The sequence below is a fragment of the Pseudomonas sp. QE6 genome, from assembly GCF_041379005.1.
Taxonomy (GTDB): Bacteria; Pseudomonadota; Gammaproteobacteria; order Pseudomonadales; family Pseudomonadaceae; genus Pseudomonas.
In genome coordinates this window covers 1,371,100-1,388,377 of record NZ_CP166873.1, presented here as the reverse complement: position 1 = coordinate 1,388,377, position 17,278 = coordinate 1,371,100, and the positions used below count along the sequence as shown (strand labels likewise).

The window sequence follows — 17,278 nt, the reverse complement described above, 5'->3', positions numbered from 1 at the left end:
AATAGCTGTTTCGAGCAGTCTCCAACAGTCTACGAAACACCCTGAAAAGCCCGCCCCGTGCGGGCTTTCTTGTTTCTAGCTGTATCTCCTTATCTACCTCTATGCTTGACCGCCATGTACACCAGCGTGTACACCTGATGAAAATTAGAACCGGTGGTGTACAAGCATGAAGCGCAGCGAAATCAAGCGTCGCCCCCTGGCAGATACCGCACTGGCTGGCCTGGAGCCGGAGAGCTCCCCCTACCGGGAACTTGACGGCGGCGGGCTGTACTTCCGGGTCAAGCCCAACGGTCAGAAGTCGTGGAACTTCCGTTACAAGAAACCGGACGGCAAGTGGTCATGGCTCGGCCTGGGCAGTTACCCCGAGGTGAGCGGATCGACCGCCAGGCAGAAAGCTGCCGAGCTGCGCATTGACCTGGCGGACGGCAAGAATCCCATCGCCAGCAAGCAGGCCCGCAAGGCTGCCGACCTGGTGGCCGCCAATAGCACCTTCGAGGCTCTGGCCCGGGAGTGGATAGAGATTCGGGTGGCCACCTGGGCACCGGCTACTGCCAAGCGCACCATCGGCGCTCTGGAGCTGCACGTCTTTCCGGTGTTCGGCCCGCGCTTGTATACCGAGATACTTCCCATCGAGTGGATGGAGTTCTTCAAGGCTATGGAGCAGAAGGGCATCATCGAGCAGATGGGCCGGGTGCGCCGTTCCTGCAAGGAGGTCTATGACCTGGCCCGCGTCACTGGCCGCGCTGTACATAACCCTATCGAGGGGCTGAGCCGCTTCCTGCAGAGCAAGCCGGCGGAGAACTATGCCCACGTCAGCGCTAACGAACTGCCCTCCCTCCTGCGGGCCATTGCCGCTTACCCCCATGCACACGATCTGCGTCTTGGTCTGCGCCTGCTGATGCTTACCGGAGTGCGCCCCAGCGAGCTGCGCGAAGCGCGCTGGGATGAGTTCGACCGCAAGGCAGGCTTGTGGTCGATACCGGCCGAGCGGATGAAGAAGCGGCGGGCGCACCTGGTGCCGCTCTCCCGCCAGGCACTCGAAGCGCTGGAGCAACTGCACACCCTGACCGGTGCCTACCCTTTATTGTTCCCCGGGCGCAGTAGCCGAACCAAGCCGCGCAGCAACATGGCCTTCAACATGGCCTTGCGGCGCATGGGTTACGCCGGCCGCCAGACCGGCCACGGCTTCCGCCATATCGCTTCCACCACCCTGCGCGAGCATGGTTTTGCTAAGGAGCATGTAGAAGCGCAGCTATCCCATGTTGAGGATGGAGTGGCCGGGGTCTACAACAAGGCCATCTATCTGGAGCAGCGGCGCAGCATGATGCAGTGGTACGCCGACCACCTGGACAAGCTGGCTGCTGGCAACGTGGTGCCGGTTAGTTTCGGCAAGCAGGCGTAACTGCAATCGCAGAGATCGCCGCACGGCACATGATCGTGGTGAAGTCGGGCGCTGCCAGTGAGCACGAGGGTACCTGCTATTCCCTCAAGAACAGGCTGACGCCCTAGGGGAACCACAAGGCTGTATCAGAATAAAAAATATTGGTTCTTCTTGTTTACAAGGCAGTTGAGTCACATAGCTTGCGTATCCACCTCATAAAACGTGGATACTCAAATGCCGAATCTCCGCAATCTTGTCCCCTCCTCGGCTGTTGCCACCCTTCAGCCGTTCGATCCGTCCCTGATCATCATCAGGATTCCCGAAGTCGAGCAAATCACCGGCCTCGCGCGCGCCACCGTTTACAAGCGCCTGAAGGACGATCCGACCTTCCCTAAGCCGGTCCCGCTGAGCGACAGCCAGTCGCGTGGCGCCCCTGTCGGCTGGGTTCTGGCCGAGGTTCAAGAGTGGGTGCGTAAGCGCATCGCGCTCAGGGTGGGGGGCGCCTAAGAATGACGGACAAGAAGAAGGCCGACCAACAGGTCGGCCCCAAAGATATGCGTCCCCATGATGCCAGCTGGAACGTCCAGCACGCTCGCCAGCAGGGTCCTATCAACGCCTTCGATGCCATCCGCCCTCCTTGCTTGGAAAAAGCCAGCTTACTGCTGCTGGTGCTGCATCTGGCACTGCTGATCGGTTTGGGGGTACTGCAATGGACTTCGTAATAGCCTTCCGTGACGCCCTGCAATCCGCATTCGGCCCGCTGGACTGGCTGCCAACCCCTGATGGTGCGATTCATCGTTTCCACGTCCCTGGCGACCGGACCGGATCGCGCAACGGCTGGTATGTGTTGTTCCTCGACGGCATCGCCTCGGCCTGCTTCGGCAGTTGGAGGGCGGGCACGTCGCACACCTGGAGCAGCCGCAAGCCTGCTGATCCGCTGGAGACTGAATTGATCCGCCAGCGCATCGAGCAGGCCAGGCGCCAGCGCGAGGCCGAGCAGCACCAGCGTCAGCAAGCCGTCGCCGAGTATGCCGCCCGCCTGTGGCGTGATGCTCGCCGCGCCGATCCTGTACACCCTTACCTGATCGCCAAAGGCTGCAGCCCGTACAACCTGCGCCAGCGGGGTGATGTGCTGCTGGTGCCTCTGTACTACTCGGGCGAGCTGGTGAACCTGCAATGCATCGGCTCCGATGGGCAAAAGCGCTTCCTCTCCGGTGGCCGGGTGAAGGGCTGTTACTCGCCGCTCGGGATTATCACCGTCGGCCAGCCTCTGTACCTGTGCGAAGGCTGGGCCACGGGCGCCACCCTGCACGCCGAGACGGGCCACCCGATCGCCTGCGCGATGAATGTCGGCAACCTGCTGGAGGCTGGCCGCCACCTGCAACGCCGCCACCCGAACGCCGTGTTGATCGTCGCCGGGGATGACGATCGCCAGACCGAAGGCAACCCCGGCAAGACGGCGGCCATCGCCGCTGCCGCTGCCCTGGGCTGCGGCCTGATCCTGCCGACCTGGCCCGCTGATGCCCCCCTGCACCTCTCCGACTTCAACGACCTGCGCCAATGGCGGGAGGTCCACGCATGACCGCACCCTTGATCCCGGCACCCATCTATCTCGAACCGCTGCCCTTGCTGCCCGAACTGGAGAAGTCTGCACCGTACCCGATCCATGCTTTGGGTGATCTGATCGGCCAGGCGGCAAAGGCTATTGTCGAGGCCGTACAGGTGCCCGACGTATTGGCCGCACAGTCGGTACTGTCCGCTGCGGCAATGGCCGCCCAGGCACACGGCAACGCCCAGCGCGCCGGCCAACAAATCCCGCTATCGCTGTTCGCCATGACCGTGGCGGAGTCGGGCGACCGCAAGTCGGCAGCGGATCGCCTGGCCTTGCAGGCGCACCAGCAGTACCAGCGCGAACTGCTGGAGCAGTACAAGACCGATACCAAGGAATACCGCGACCAGCGCGACGCCTACCAGAAAGCCCGCACCAACATTCTTGAAAAAGCCAAGGGCAACCCCGAGGCGGTAGCCGAACAGCTGAGTGAGCTGCTGGAGCCTGAGACGCCGCCATGGCCCTTCATCCTCTCCGAAGAGCCGACCCTCGAAGGGCTGCAAAAGTCCCTGCTGCGCGGATATCCCTCGCAAGGGCTGTTCAGTGATGAGGGCGGCCAGTTCTTTGGCGGCTATGCCACCAAACCCGAGAACGCTCTCAAGAGCGTAGCGGGCTTGTCCAAGCTGTGGGACGGCGCTCCCATCAGCCGTACTCGCGCCTCCGAGGGTGAAAGCTCGGCTCGCTATGGCTGCCGCCTCAGTGCCCACCTGATGATCCAGCCCATCGTCGCCACCGAGGTACTGAGCAACCCGGTTATGCAGGGGCAAGGCTTTCTCGCCCGCTTTCTGATCGCCTGGCCTGAGTCGCTGGCCGGCACGCGCTTCTACCGTGACGCCGACCCGACCCGTGATCCTCGCCTTAGTCGCTACTGGGAGCGTATGACCTGCTTGCTGGCGCAGGAGCCCACCAAGGATGAATACGGCGAGCTGAACCCGCCCACACTGGTGCTGGAGCCTGATGCCCTGGCTGCATGGATCGCTGCGCACGATGCCATTGAGCGTCAGCTTGGCCAGGGTGGCGAAATGCAGGAGATCAAGCCAACTGCCTCCAAGGGTGCTGAAAACCTGCTGCGTATTGCCGGTGTACTGGCCGTGGTCGAAGGCCGGAAAACCATTGGTGTTGACTTGATCAAGCGAGCTACCGAGTTGGTGAGCTGGTATCTGGCCGAGGCTATGCGCCTGACCAACCCGAGCAAGGTTGATCCGCAGTTGCTCCAGGCCCAGCGCCTGCTGGATTGGCTGCAGAACAACCACTGGCACCGCTTCGATGCTCGCTCCCTGCAACGCGAAGGCCCGCCCTTCATCCGTAAAAGTGCCAAGCAACGGGACGCGATCTTGGCCGTACTGGTTGAACACCGCTGGCTGAGCTCTGCCGATGGCAAGACCTTCAATCTCGTCCCCTCTGCGACAAGTGCGACTTTTGCGACAGCCCGCACCACTGAGAGGCCGAACGCTTGCGACACGGCTGCGACACCTTGCGACAGTGGCGCACCGACTCAGAGTTTGTCGCAGCCTGTCGCAACGTTGCTGCAACCGACGAACCCAGCAACCACTGGGCTTGTCGCAAAAGTCGCAAATGTCGCAGCCCCTGCCAAGTTGCGGGGTGTGATATGAGCGCCATCGAACTGCTGGCACTGGCTCAAGCCAACGGCGTGCTGCTGTTGCTGGTCGATGGAAAGCTGACCTGGGAGGCTGACCACGAGCCCGACGCCGACCTGCTGACCCTGCTGGCTGCACGCAAGCCTGAAATCATTGACGCTCTGAACTTGGCCAACACTCCGCCGCAGCAAGGCTGGGAATGGTTGACGCGCCTCGCCAGTCTGCTGGACTGCGCGCCGGCCGATCTGCTGGATCGTGGTTTTGTGGATCACCACGACCTGGCCGAACAGCACCAACTGCACCCTCGCTTTGCTGCGAAGTTGATCCGCTCGCACCCGCAATGGTGCCAACCCATAGCGCCTAGTGAGCAGCAGACGCCGGAGCATGGGGAGTCTAGCGAGCCGCAGCACGCCCACCACACGGCGGCCACTGCATCTCAGGCCTGGCTCACGGCCCGCGATGCTTTCCATGCCCACGCCCTGGGAGGTTGTCCGCACTGCTATCCCTCGCTCGGGCGTTACTGCGTAACAGGTGCCGAGTTGCGTGCCCGTTATGACAGCACCGCATGGAGCTAACCGATCGAGCAAAACCTCCCATCCAACAACGCAAAGGCAAAAAATCGGCTAGAGCCCCATCAGACAAGGCGCTGGTGGCCCTGGCCTATCGCAAACATCCTGGAGCCCCGTAATGAAACAAAAACGAGAGGTTGAGCCTCACCAAGCGGTGAGCTCCAACCAGTCGCTGGCCCGAACCGTTACCGGACCGGAATGCATGAGTGCCTCGGTGCTTACCACCTGTCATAACCTCGACCACTCCCAAACCAGCGAGATTATCGATGAGCTCAGACAACAGACTGCAGCCATTCACGCAGACGACCTGTCGCGCGCCGAGAGCATGCTAGTGGCCCAGGCACACACCCTAGATGGTCTGTTTGCCAGGCTAGCCGTTAAAGCGCTGGGCGCTGGACACCTAGAGACCATGGATCGCTACATGCGCCTGGCATTGAAGGCGCAGAACCAGGCGCGGGCGACCCTGCAAACCCTGGGTGAGCTCAAAACGCCGAAGCAGATCGCATTCGTCAAACAGGCCAACATCGGCAACCAGGTGCAGGTAAATAACGACAGCAGCCCCGCACGCACGCGCACGCGGAAAAAACAAAATACGCAGAACGAACTATTGGAGGTGGGACATGGCGAACAGCTGGACACCCGAGCGGAAGGCACGGCAAGCGGAGCAGATCCGGCAATGGCAGCCGTGGCAAAAAAGCAGCGGGCCGGTAAGCGCTGAAGGAAAGGCCAAATCTGCTCGCAATGCTTGGAAAGGCGGTATCCGATCGCAGCTGCGGGAGCTAAGGCAGCTCCTGCGCGAGCAGAACGAGTGGCGCAACAACCTGCCGGACTGATTCAGCGGCTCAACAGCCGCTCCAAGCCATCCCACTGAGACCGCACAGGTGCCCGCTCGCGCGGGTCACTCAGATTGAGTTCCTCTAGGCGGTAAGACATCTTGCCGAAGTTGCACGCAGCGCAACTCACCACCAGGTTATCCAGATCATTAGTGCCGCCATACGCGTGGGGCAGTACATGGTCGTACTGCGCCCACAGCGTTTGGAAGCCTGTATGCTGGGAGGCATTGGTGGAGCCCCATGTCACCTGTTCGGGATACAGCTGGCAAACCCTCTTGCGCACCTCCGGACGGATCACCGGGATGCCGCAATAACGACAGTGGTATCCATCGCGCGCATGCAGCTGAGCCATCTGCGCTTTGCTCGGCATACGCGACTGCACGCGCCGGGCCGGATCATGCGGCTGATCAGGCAAAGGTGTCAGCTGCACATAAGGACTCTTGCCGCCCCAGATGGACTCCAGCCAGGCTCGGGTCGTGTCGCAATTAGCCAGCTGGAACAGTGCAGACGCCATTTTCCGGTGGCCCGAGAGATGCGCCGAAGCACCAGCATCCAGGTAGCGTGCGGTATCTAGGATCGCCGGAATCGGCTCGCGAAAGCAGTTTCTCATGCCCACACTCCCATCAGACTTCGGCAGAAGGATGCACCTGCAGATCTGCGGCCAGGCCGTTTCTGAGTAGCGCCACGATCGGTTCCGGAGTCAGCACCGTAACCACCCCGTTAGCCAGCGCTGGAGAAAGCGGACTGTAACCGTCGAAACTCCAGCGCCACTGACGCCCGCCCCAGAGCAGCACCACTTCCCCCTCATGCTCGACCATGGTTCCTTCCGGCAATACTGCCAAGCTCGCTTGCCAGGTGCGCAGGCTGTTATCGGTATTCAAGCGAGCGGCATGCAAAACCTTGTCGATACCTGCGGCTGACTGATCCTGATCCGGGAAGGCTTTCGCCCAAGCTGCCTTGAAGGCTTTGTAGCGCTCCTTCCTGCAGTCGCCGCAGGGGCGGTGCCCAGCGGCATAGCTGGTGGGCTCATCGAGAAAGAACAGCTCGGTATAGCTGTTCGGTGCCATCAACTCACGCTTGATGCCCTGGTACTCCAGGGCACAGGTGATCCAACGGTTCAGTTTCCAGGACCGTACGATCTCGCGTGCCGCATTGTGTAACTGGCCACGATTGCCCATTAGATGGCCTCGGGCTTTGACGCTATGCAGTTGTCCCCTGGGATTCATTCGATTTTGCAGGGGCATCACGGACACTCCATGGCAACGACCCATTCAATGGTTGTTGAAGCAGTAGCTCATTCCTCGACGAAGTAATCGCTGTCCAGCTGCTTCACTTCGTAGGTGTGTTTGACGCTACAGCCGAGGTTGTTCTCGACCATCAGGCGGGCCAGTTCCACGCCGTCGATCAGCACCACTTTGATGTCCAGGCCCATGGCAGCTTCACGCGCACCGGCAGAGAATTCTGAGGTGGTGATGAACACGCCTTTGCGCGCGCGTTGGCGGGTGAGGGCGCCGATGAACTTGTCGATTTCCGGGCGGTGTACCGTGTTGGTCCAGCGCTTGGCTTGCAGGTAGATCACGTCCAGTCCTAGCTTGTCTTCCTTGATGATGCCGTCGATGCCGTCATCGTTGGTCTGCTGGGTGGCACGTCCGGCTTCCTTGCGCGAGCCGCCGTACCCCATGGCAATCATCAGATCGACCACTAGCTGCTCGAAGAAGTTGGGCGTTGCGGCGCGCACCTGGGCCAACAAATCATCCGCCAGCGACTTCATCAGAGCCTGGTGCGCCTGGCTCAATTGCTCATCGGGCGTGATGTCTTCATCAACGCTGACTGGCAGCACTTCACTGTCGGTGCTGCTGGGCCGGGCCGAGTGAAACTCAGCGAACTCCGGGTAGCGCTTCAGCCAGCCCACGGTGATGCGCTCTGGACCTGAGGTCAGGGCTTCCAGCCCGCGCGGGGTGATCTGTACCTGGCCTTTGGCTGGAATGCTCAGCAGCCCAGCCTTGTTCAGGTAGGTGCGTGCCCAGCCCACACGGTTGTTGATTACGGTCTGGCGCCCTGAAGGCAGGCGTTCATGGCATTCTGTTTCGCTGAGTTGGAATTCGTCGGCAATGCGTTCACGCAGTGCGCTCAGGCCCAGCGGTGTGCCATCGGCGACGGCATTGAGCACTGGACGCATGACGCTCTGGAAATCTGGAATAGGCATAGGGCCTCCTTGCAATCAGCGAGCTAGAGCAGTCGGCGATGGGCCGCTGCTGGGCAGGCGGGAAAAACGTTGTGTATCTATTTGCAGCCGCTCAACCACTTCGTTCAGGCCGGCGCGGAGCAGGCCTTCCTCAGCCTCGGCGCGTAGTGCATCCAGCCATGGAGAGTGTCCGGAGAAGTGCGGCCATAGCTCATGGTCAGCGGCCAGCGGGTGGGGACGGCAGCGATCCAACCAAGATGGAATCAGACCCTGGTGATGGCTCAATTGGTACAGAGAGGTGGTGTCCAACTGCGAGCGCTGGAAGATGGCGCCGTGGTAGTGGGCAATGGCCAGAACCTGCAGCAGATGCACCAGGCTGGGGTGGTGCTCGAAATGTCCGCCTCCGGCGAGGTGGAAGAAACGGCTGCAGGCAGAGTAATCATCGCCCAGCTGCTCCAATACCAGGGCGTAGTAGCCCTCACTGTCAGGGCTGATTTCGTGAGTGTCCGGGGTGATCAGATAGAGCCGAAACTCGATGCCCTCCGCCACATGGCTGTGCTGCATAAACCACTTATGCAGTTCAGCCGGAGTCTTGTAACTGAAAATCTGCTGGTGAGCGGCATTGCTCGTACCGCTCAGCCAGCCGGGCTCAAGAGCGAAATAATGGTTGATCCAGTCGAGATGCGCTTGCTGCAATACCAGCTTGAGCTGATCGGGGTTGGACCACTGGTACGCCGTTAGCTGCAGCGAGGCCGGCAGCAGTGCATTGATCTCGGTGCAAGCCACGCCGTAGGCTTCAAAGGTCGCGAGCACGCGCACAGCCTGCCGGCGAACCGGATTGCGTCGGTCACTGATCCAGCCGACCAAGCGTTGCAGTAGGTCAATCCAATCCTTGGGGTTCATGGGGCTGCTCCTTCAGCGAATCGATGGTCTGCTCAGGCCGAAGCCTTTCTGCCGCGTTTGGCTTTGGGGGCGGCGGCGCGTTGGGCCTGGATGCGCTCGAGCAGCAGACTGGCGGGTTCGTCATTCGGGTCTTGGGGCACCAGTTCGCCCCGGAAGGCCTTGGCCAGGATGCTTTGGGTCAGGCGGTCGATACGGGCCTGGGCGGTGGCGACCTTGGCTTCCAGTTGATCGGCAAAGGCGAAGAGCTGTTCGACCGAACGAACAATCTCGTCTTGCTCACTCTTCGGGGGGACTGGAACAGGGCATTTAGCGAAATCAATGATCGACAAGTGTTGAATTGCCATTCCCTGCGCTTTGTCCAGTACAAAGCGCTGAGTGAAGTCGCTATTGGAAAGCAGCTCCAGGTAACTCTTGTTCATTGCCGTAGATCGCAGCCAGCAAACCGCAACGCTTTGATTGATACAAAAGTCTTCCTCTGTTCTGACTAAGGCCGCGCGACCGATGCTGCCATCCTTGGTAATGAGTAGGTCGCCATTTTGAGGACGGTCTTTGTCCGAAAGTGATTCGAACGCATCCGTCGTTGTGAGCCCGCACTCGACAAGCTCAAGCGCGAAGCGTTGAACATCCTTGGCTGTCAGTAACTTCTTTCCTGATTCAGACTTCGGCATTGGGCGAGTGAATCCGTATGTGATCCACTCGGAAATTTTCCCCCATGTTGTAAATGCCCAGCCCTCAGGGATTGCAAAAAGATAATCCTCATCAATCTCAGACTGTATTGATGACTTCTTTTTCTTGAGTTCTGGTTGCTCCTCCAGCAGAGCCTGCTTGGCCAACTGGTCTCGCTTGATTACATCTAAGCCTGTTTCTGATGCCGAATTTACTTCTCGCCATTTCTCCGTCAACCGCCCGGAAACCGCTGCGGCGAGGACGGATTGGCGGAAGCGTTTGAGCAGGGCGGGGATGGCGTCGATGCGAGCTTTGAGGGTGTCGACCTGGGCCAGCAGTTCATCGAGTTTTTGGGCGATGCGGGTTTGTTCTGCAGCTGGCGGAACGGGCACTAAATAGCTTTCCACGAACTGCTTGGGCACTCGGCGCAAACCAACTGCGCCGGTCATGTTTTCCGCGCCTTCGCTCAGGAAATCATGGCTTTTGACCAAGGCAAGCAGATACTTGGCCGACACCCCATCGCAACTCGGCCGAAGCACGAAAAACTCGCTACTACCAGCACCGATACCGTTGGGCATTCCTTCAACAAAGGCCGCCTTGCCGTTTTCAAAGCAGGGCGTGACCTTGGCAAAAATCACGTCTCCATCTTTGAAGTTCGTGTAAGCCTTCTTGATTTCACCCCACGGGCGCTCATCGAAACGCAGCTTGTCCCGAAAGTTGGTTGGCGCATGGGACATCGGGACGAAACCCGCTGCCAGCTCATCATCAAAGCTCTGTTTGGGATTCAATTCGGCCAAGTCTTCCAAACGAGCAAGTGCCCAGCCAGCCGGCAACTCACTCATCCCCAACCTCCTGAGCCACCGCCAACCCCATCACCTCCGCCAGCATGCGCTTCTGCTGCTCCGCCTCATCCCCGGCCCCCAGCGCCTGCATCAGCTGATCCAGTTCACGCAGGGCCTCGGTCAGCTCGGCCATGGCCTCACCGGCCAGCACCTCGGGCGCCGGCAGCTCGCTGGCATCCAGACTGTCGGCATCCTTGAGCCAACTGATATCCAGCGAGTCGCCGCGTTCGCGGATCTGCTCGCGGGTAAAGACGCGGAAGCGGCTTTGCTCGGCGATGCCCTCGACATTCTCGGCGCGCGGGCTGGTGCCGTTGGCATCGGCACCGTAGGCCTCCTCGAAGGGCTTGAGGTGCTGGGCGCCGAAGGGGGTGCGCTTGCCGAAGCTGGGCATGTTGGTGCGCAGGTCGTAGATCCATACGCTGCGGGTGCAGCCCTGTTCTTGACGCGGGTTGTCCGGTGAGCCTTTCTGGAAGAACAACACATTGGTCTTCACGCCCTGGGCATAGAAGATGCCGGTGGGCAGGCGCAGGATGGTGTGCAGGTTGCACTTGTCCATCAGGTCGCGGCGCACGTCGGTGCCGACGCCGGCCTCGAACAGCACGTTGTCCGGCAATACGACCGCCGCGCGGCCGCCGGGCTTGAGGCCTCGGTAGATGTGCTGGAGGAAGGCCAGCTGCTTGTTGCTGGTCTTGTAGGTGAGGTCGTCGCGGGTGGGGCCGCCGCCGCCTTTGGCGGTGCCGAAGGGCGGGTTGGAGAGGATGACATCGGCCTTGGGCAGGTTCACGCCGGCCTGGCCGAGGGCGTTGCCCAGGTGCACCACGCCCTCGGCGTCGCCCTCCATTCCGTGCAGCAGGCAGTTCATCAGGGCCAGGCGGCGGGTGCCGGGCACCAGCTCGATGCCGACGAAGGCCTGGTTGCGCTGGAAGGCGCGCTCACGGTCGTTGAGGTCGTAGTGATCGTCGCTGTGCTCCTTGATGTAGGCATCGGCGGCAATGAGGAAGCCGGCGGTGCCGGCGGCCGGGTCTTGGATCACTTCGCCGGGTTGCGGCCGGATGACACGGATGATGCTGTCGATCAGCGGGCGTGGGGTGAAGTACTGGCCAGCGCCGGACTTTGTTTCGCTGGCGTTCTTTTCCAGCAGGCCTTCGTAGAGGTCGCCGAGGCCGTCCTGACGGGCGCTGAACCAGTCGATGCCGTCCAGGCTCTGGATCAGCTGGTCGAGGTGGCGCGGCTCCTTGAGGCGGGTTTGGGCGTCGGCGTAGATGGCAGCGATCAGCGGGTCGCTGTTCTTGCCCAGATCCAACAGCATCTGCCGGTAGTGGTTGAGCAGGTTCAGGCCGGATTTGCCGGTAAGGTCCGGCCAGCGGGCGCCTGCGGGCAGCTTGTGCTCGAAGCCGCTGCCGTTCTGCACCTGCTCGTATTCCATCTTGATGAACAGCAGCAGGACCAGTTCGGTGACGTAGTCGCTGTAGTTGACGCCGTCGTCACGGAGGACGTCGCAGAGGCTCCAGAGTTTCTGGACGATATCGGTGTTGGTCATAGCGGACTTTCTCTAATTGGCTCATGCCGTGAGCCGAATAAATGGGCTATTCGGCTCACGAGGGAAAATGGGGTTTAGCCGGGCGCTTGCCAGAACGGGTCGTTTTGCCAGTCGGGCGGGAAGCCCATGGCCGGCAGGTTGATCTCGGCAAACTCGTTCAGCAGCTCATGCAGGCGCCTGTCCCAGCTGGTATGCGGGCTGACCTGGCGCATCAGCAGGTTGAGGATGCACAGCACAGTGAACATCCGGGCATGCTGCCCCTGTTGTTGCAGATGCTGCGGCCAGAGGAAATTGACCGTTCTGGGCAGCTCGGGGCGTATGCCCAGCTCGCGGTTCCACAACCGCGCGTGATGGGCGCAGATGTTGCGGATGGTGGTCAGGGTGTGCAGCCAGGATTGCAGTAGTGGGGCCGGCAGCTTCAGGCGCTTGGCGATGGCCTTTTTGTCGGCGTCACGGGCCAGGCCTTTGTACAGGTGCGAGAGGTCGCCCAGGGTGATTTCCTCCATGGCCGCCCAGGCGGGCATGAGGTCGGGGGCGTTGTAGGTCAGGGCGTAGTGCCGCGCGTAGCTTTCCTTGGCGCGCAGGCTCTTGAGTTGCTCCTTGCGGGCATCCGGCGCTTGGGAGGCATCGATGCGCTGGCATTCCCGCAGATGATCCTGCAGTGCCTTGTCCTGCTTGCTGCGAATGCTGTCGAGCAGCGCCTGGTGGCGATAGCCCCGCTGAAAGAAACGAGCGTCCAGGTACCAGTGCGAGCCGCATTGCGGCCCCATGTGGTTGCTGATGACGGCCCTAGTGGCGACTTCAATGCGTTCGATAGCGTCCATGACCAGCAGGCGCAGCCGACGATCGAAGTCGTACAGGCGGGTGAGCGCTTGTAGGCGCGTGTTCGGTTTGAAGCCGTGATCGGCATCTTCCGATAGCTGGAACGGGCGCATGTAGGGGGTAAGGCGAAAGAAGCTGACGGCTTCCAGAAAGCAGTGCGCCTTGCCTTCATCCTGAATGATGAGCCCGCGCTGCTTGAGCAGGGCCAGCTGCGCAGGAATGTCGATGGCTGGCTTGCCGAAGGGCTTCATGCGGAAAAACTACCGGGCATAAAAAACCCGCTCAATTTGTGCGTAGCTGCCGAAGCAACCATAGGCATGGCGGGTGTGTTGCGTGAGAGGTTATGCATCAGCGCATCGTTTTGCAAGAAATTTGGCACTCTTTCGCAGGCTCTTTGGCACTGCTCTGATGGACGGACGTCCACTAGAAAGCTGCTGCGAGCACCCTGCATGCAGGAAGTATGAGTACTGAGCTGGGCGGCTATCGGAGCGCTCATACTGCGGCTGACCACAGATTGTCATTCAGGGCTTCCAGCACTCGATCCAGGTTGCCACCCAGGTTTCGATCCAGGCCTTTGAGCCCACCGTCATTTCTGAACGCGTCGTTAACCTGCTGTGGATCGATGACCACTTCATGCACCAGCTGTTTGGCCAAGCGTTCCAGCCATCTGCGTTGAACGGGTGTCCAGAGCTGCAGGGCATAGATCTTTTGCATGGCCTGCTGCACGCGCTGCTCGAACGGCAGCAGGGCTTCTCCGATAGCGGCCTGGCGGATGTAGCCGATGATGCTGGCGGCGATCTCCTGGTTGGTGGCGTTGCGCCAGGCGCTTTGCAGATTGGCCTCGCTGAAACCGGCGTTGTCCAGCAGCAGGCGTACTTCGCGCAATTGCTCGCGGGTGAGGTCGCGTGGGCGGTTGACCACCACGGCCAGCGCGGCGGACTGGTTGAGCTGGTTACGGATGAAGTCGTGGAAGCTTTCCAGGTAGTCGGCGGGCTTCTGGTTCTGCCCGTAGTTCTGCTCGCGCACCTTGAGCTCGTCAGGGTGGGTGGCGATCACCGGGTAGTTTTCTGAGGCGAGCAGGGCCTTGACGCTGTCCAGCTGCTGCAGCAGACGGCTGTGGGTTCTGACGAAGTGCGCGGCCTGCTGTGGGCCAAGTTTATGCAGGTGCTGGTGCAGTTCGGCCGGCGGCACGCCCCAGGCTTCCTGCAGCTCGTCGAGCCTCTGCTTGAGCGTGGGTTTGTGTTCGGCCTTGTGCTGCGCCTTGCGCAGGATGCGCATAACGCGCTGGCCGAGCTGATCGAGGACGTCGTCGGCATGACTGGCGCCCTCGCGGCTGCCGGGCGCCTCCAGGCTGGCGGGGTTGGCCAGCTCGGTTAGTAGCTGCTCCAGCGGCACGTTGGGGTTCTTCACCAGCGGTTGCATGGTGTCGACCGCTTCCAGCGCGGCATAGAGGTCGACGGGGTCGTAGATGCGGAACACTGTCTTGCCGATGTCGTCGCAGCGGCGGGTGGCGCGGCCCTTCATCTGTTCGTAGAGGATGCGCGAGCGTACCCGGCGCATGAACACCAGGTTGCAGATGCTTGGCACGTCGATGCCGGTGGTGAGCAGATCGACGGTGATGGCGATGTTGGGGAAGCGCTCGTTCTTGTACAGGCGGATGAGCTGGTCGACCTTGTCACTCTGCCCGGTGATGATGCGCACGGCGGCTTCGTTGTACTGCTCTTCGTAGTGGGCGGCGAAGGCGTCGTCGAGCAGGCGCTTGATGCGCTCGGCGTGCTTCTGGTTGACGCAAAAGATCATGGTCTTCTCTTCGCCGAAGGGGTCGAGCTCCTTGGCCAGCTCGCTGCAAATCACCTGGTCGAAGGCCTCGGTGATCACGCTGCGGTTGAACGACTCGATGTTGAAGTCGAGTTCGTCTTCCAGCTCTGCGCTTTCCACTTCGCCGGTCTGGGTGTCGAGCACGCTGACCGTCTCGCCCCTGGCGAAGTGGATGCCTTCAGCGGCCAGGCGGGTGACGTAGCGAATCGGCGGTTCGTGGTCGATCAGCCAGTCGTCGGCCACGGCCTCGCGGTAGCTGTAGGTGAACACCGGCTTGCCGAAGATTTCGCTAGTGTGCCGCGCAGGGGTGGCGGTGAGGCCGATCTTGCAGGCGTCGAAGTAGTCGAGCACGCGGCGGTATTGCGAGAGGTACTGGGCGGTGTCGCGCAGGGCCAGTTCACCTTCGGTCATGTCCTGGTCGAGGGTGTAACCGCGGTGCGCTTCGTCGACGATGATGCAGTCGAACTCGTCGATGGGCAGTGGGTTGTCGGACTGGAACACGCGGCGAACCATGGACTGCACGGTGGCCACCTGCACGCGGGTGGCGGCCTCGGCGGCCATGTCGCCGAGCTCCTTGATGTCGTAGATCTGCGCCAAAGTCTGGTTCTGCTCCAGCGTCATGTCGTGGAAAGCTTCCACGGCCTGCTGGCCGAGGGCGCTGCGGTCGACCAGGAAGAGAATGCGCTTGAAGCGCTCGGCCTTCAGGAAGCGGTAGAGCAGGCCGATGATGGTGCGGGTCTTGCCGGTGCCGGTGGCCATGGCCAGCAGGCAATCGCGCTGGTTGTTGGCCAGGGCCTGCTCGACGGCCTGGATGGCCTTTTCCTGGTAGGGGCGCAGCTTGAGGTAGGCGAAGCCTTCGCTTTTGAGTTTGGCTTCGGCGTCTTCGCGGCTGCGCTTGAGCAGGTCGAGCAGGCCTTCCGGGGTATGGAAGCTGGGCAGCGGGCGGCCGGTGTTGGCCGGGCTGCGCAGGTCACGGAACCAGGTGCCGGACTGTTCGGCCAGCTGCTTGATAAAGGGTCGGCCGTTGCAGGCGAAGGCGAAGGGCACGCGGAATTGGCCGCCCTGGCCGTCGGCCCAGGGCTGGCTGAGCCCGGCCAGCTCCCAGGCGGGCTGCTGTTCGCCGCTCATCGGATAGTCGCGGGCATAGCGCTCGGCCTGGGGGATGCAGGCGCTGATGTTGATGCGCTTGCGCTTGGCTTCGACGATTGCGATGGGCGTAAGGCCTGCGAACAGTACGTAGTCGGCACAGGCCTTGGGGCTGCTGGTGGGCCATTCGGCGATGGCTTTGTTCTTGCCCTTTTCCGGGCGCGCGCCCTTGGCGTGGGTGAGGTCGAGGGAGTCGGCCTCCCAGCCGGCTTCGAGCAGCTGCTGGTCGATGATGATGCGGGTGAGGTCTTCCGACAGGTCGAAATGGCTGCTGGCCTGTTGGGTCTTGTGCAGTACCTGCTGAGTGGCCTGGGGTTTGGCCTCCAGCTCGTGCTGCAGGGCTTTGAGGCTGCGCTCGTGTTCGGCGCGCAGCTGGGCGAGCGCGGCTTCATGGGCGGCAGCCTGTTCCTTGTAGCGGCGCGACTCGGCATCCATCTGCTCGGCGAGCACGGCGTATTCCTCGGCCTCGCGTTTGAGCAGTGCCGTGAGCTGCTGATTGCTTTCCACCTGCTGGCTGGACTCGTGCAGCTGCGCCTTGAGCTGTTCGATCTCACCCTGCAGCTCGCGCAGCGGCGCGCTGGGGTCGCTGGGCATCACGAAGGGGCCGGGCTTGAAGTTGCTGCCGGCCTTGCCGAGAGCCTGGTGATACCAGACGCAGAGGGCGCGGGCGACCTTGAGGCCGTCGAGGGCTTCGCGGTGCTGGGTGCGGAACTGATGGGTGGCCTTGTTGCCTTCGATGCGCAGGGTGTGGAACAGACTGCTGATGCTGCGATCCAGCTGGATTTCGCGGCCGAGCTTGTAGAGCAGGTCGGCCTGGGAGGTCTGCTGGTCGAACTCGATGCCGGCGCGGCTGGCCAGATCCTGGGCCAGGGCTTCGCCGAGCTGGCGTAGTTTGATCAGGGTGGTGTTGGGATCGGCGGCGAATACTTGTTCAGCGGTGCTGGCCAATTGCAGGAACAGCGGGTCGTGTTCCTGTAGAAAAGCGAAGTTACTACTGGCTGCCATGTTTCATCCCTTGAATCATCCGCCCGGCCATCTGGGAACGGTTTTGCATTGAAATTGGATGATGCCAGACGATAGTCGGCAGGGGTACTTCAGACAAAAGGGGCAGAAATGCACTGAAGCAGTTGGGGCAAACTACGTTGAACCAGTGTTGGAATTAGAGCCCCCATCTCCGCCTCGCGCGAAAACGAATTGGTGATGACATGAGCCTCCCGTCAGTTACGAGTGACATTTACCTAATATTGGGCGCGGCCTTGGTCGGCCTGATCTGCTATTTCTGGTGGCGCCGCAAACAGCGCCGCCTCGCCGCATTACGCCGTGAGCGGTTCGCCAAAATCCAGGCCAGCTCCGAGGTAGTGGACGA

At 61.4% G+C, this 17,278-nt stretch carries 15 protein-coding genes; 7 read left to right on the top strand and 8 right to left on the bottom strand.

The features are described 5' to 3' along the window. Positions 1–166 precede the first annotated feature (166 nt). The 7 genes from ACAW63_RS06270 to ACAW63_RS06240 all read left to right on the top strand — a co-directional run bounded on the left by ACAW63_RS06270 (position 167) and on the right by ACAW63_RS06240 (position 5,875). Positions 167–1,402 (top strand): tyrosine-type recombinase/integrase, encoded by a 1,236-nt coding sequence (locus ACAW63_RS06270; RefSeq protein WP_371232443.1) that lies wholly within the window; start codon positions 167–169, stop codon positions 1,400–1,402. Between the two features lie 213 nt (positions 1,403–1,615). Next, positions 1,616–1,888, top strand: a complete 273-nt coding sequence (locus ACAW63_RS06265) for a helix-turn-helix transcriptional regulator (protein WP_371232441.1) — start codon at positions 1,616–1,618, stop codon at positions 1,886–1,888. A 2-nt stretch (positions 1,889–1,890) separates the two neighbouring features. Further along, positions 1,891–2,103: a hypothetical protein gene (locus ACAW63_RS06260; RefSeq protein WP_371232440.1), complete on the top strand. Its 213-nt coding sequence runs from the start codon at positions 1,891–1,893 to the stop codon at positions 2,101–2,103. Next, a complete protein-coding gene (locus tag ACAW63_RS06255; RefSeq protein WP_371232438.1) occupies positions 2,091–2,963 on the top strand; it encodes a toprim domain-containing protein in 873 nt (290 codons plus the stop codon). The genes ACAW63_RS06260 and ACAW63_RS06255 overlap by 13 nt, the downstream gene beginning before the upstream one ends. Beyond that, positions 2,960–4,603: a YfjI family protein gene (locus tag ACAW63_RS06250; RefSeq protein WP_371232436.1), complete on the top strand. Its 1,644-nt coding sequence runs from the start codon at positions 2,960–2,962 to the stop codon at positions 4,601–4,603. The genes ACAW63_RS06255 and ACAW63_RS06250 overlap by 4 nt, the downstream gene beginning before the upstream one ends. Next, positions 4,600–5,163: a hypothetical protein gene (locus tag ACAW63_RS06245; RefSeq protein ID WP_371232435.1), complete on the top strand. Its 564-nt coding sequence runs from the start codon at positions 4,600–4,602 to the stop codon at positions 5,161–5,163. The genes ACAW63_RS06250 and ACAW63_RS06245 overlap by 4 nt, the downstream gene beginning before the upstream one ends. 112 nt (positions 5,164–5,275) lie before the next feature. Then, the gene (locus ACAW63_RS06240) at positions 5,276–5,875 is read left to right on the top strand and encodes a hypothetical protein (protein ID WP_371232433.1); all 600 of its coding nucleotides are present in this window, start codon (positions 5,276–5,278) and stop codon (positions 5,873–5,875) included. A 116-nt stretch (positions 5,876–5,991) separates the two neighbouring features. Here the strand turns inward: ACAW63_RS06240 and ACAW63_RS06235 are convergent, their stop codons facing one another. The 8 genes from ACAW63_RS06235 to hsdR all read right to left on the bottom strand — a co-directional run bounded on the left by ACAW63_RS06235 (position 5,992) and on the right by hsdR (position 16,917). Then, positions 5,992–6,600: an HNH endonuclease gene (locus ACAW63_RS06235; protein WP_371232431.1), complete on the bottom strand. Its 609-nt coding sequence runs from the start codon at positions 6,598–6,600 to the stop codon at positions 5,992–5,994. A gap of 13 nt (positions 6,601–6,613) precedes the next feature. Then, a complete protein-coding gene (locus ACAW63_RS06230; RefSeq protein WP_371232430.1) occupies positions 6,614–7,234 on the bottom strand; it encodes a hypothetical protein in 621 nt (206 codons plus the stop codon). Between the two features lie 50 nt (positions 7,235–7,284). Then, positions 7,285–8,196, bottom strand: coding sequence for a restriction endonuclease (locus tag ACAW63_RS06225; RefSeq protein WP_371232429.1), 912 nt, complete (start codon positions 8,194–8,196; stop codon positions 7,285–7,287). Positions 8,197–8,211: 15 nt separating this feature from the next. Then, on the bottom strand, positions 8,212–9,078 hold the full coding sequence (locus ACAW63_RS06220; RefSeq protein ID WP_371232428.1) for a hypothetical protein: 867 nt from the start codon (positions 9,076–9,078) through the stop codon (positions 8,212–8,214). 32 nt (positions 9,079–9,110) lie between these two features. Continuing rightward, complete coding sequence (locus tag ACAW63_RS06215) at positions 9,111–10,586, bottom strand: restriction endonuclease subunit S (RefSeq protein WP_371232426.1); 1,476 nt, start codon at positions 10,584–10,586, stop codon at positions 9,111–9,113. Continuing rightward, entirely contained in the window at positions 10,579–12,126 is a 1,548-nt protein-coding gene (locus tag ACAW63_RS06210; protein ID WP_371232424.1) for an N-6 DNA methylase, read from the bottom strand. The genes ACAW63_RS06215 and ACAW63_RS06210 overlap by 8 nt, the downstream gene beginning before the upstream one ends. A gap of 74 nt (positions 12,127–12,200) precedes the next feature. Continuing rightward, complete coding sequence (locus ACAW63_RS06205; RefSeq protein ID WP_371232423.1) at positions 12,201–13,199, bottom strand: Abi family protein; 999 nt, start codon at positions 13,197–13,199, stop codon at positions 12,201–12,203. Positions 13,200–13,440: 241 nt separating this feature from the next. Continuing rightward, positions 13,441–16,917, bottom strand: a complete 3,477-nt coding sequence (hsdR, locus tag ACAW63_RS06200; protein WP_371232422.1) for a type I restriction-modification system endonuclease — start codon at positions 16,915–16,917, stop codon at positions 13,441–13,443. Positions 16,918–17,278 lie beyond the last annotated feature (361 nt).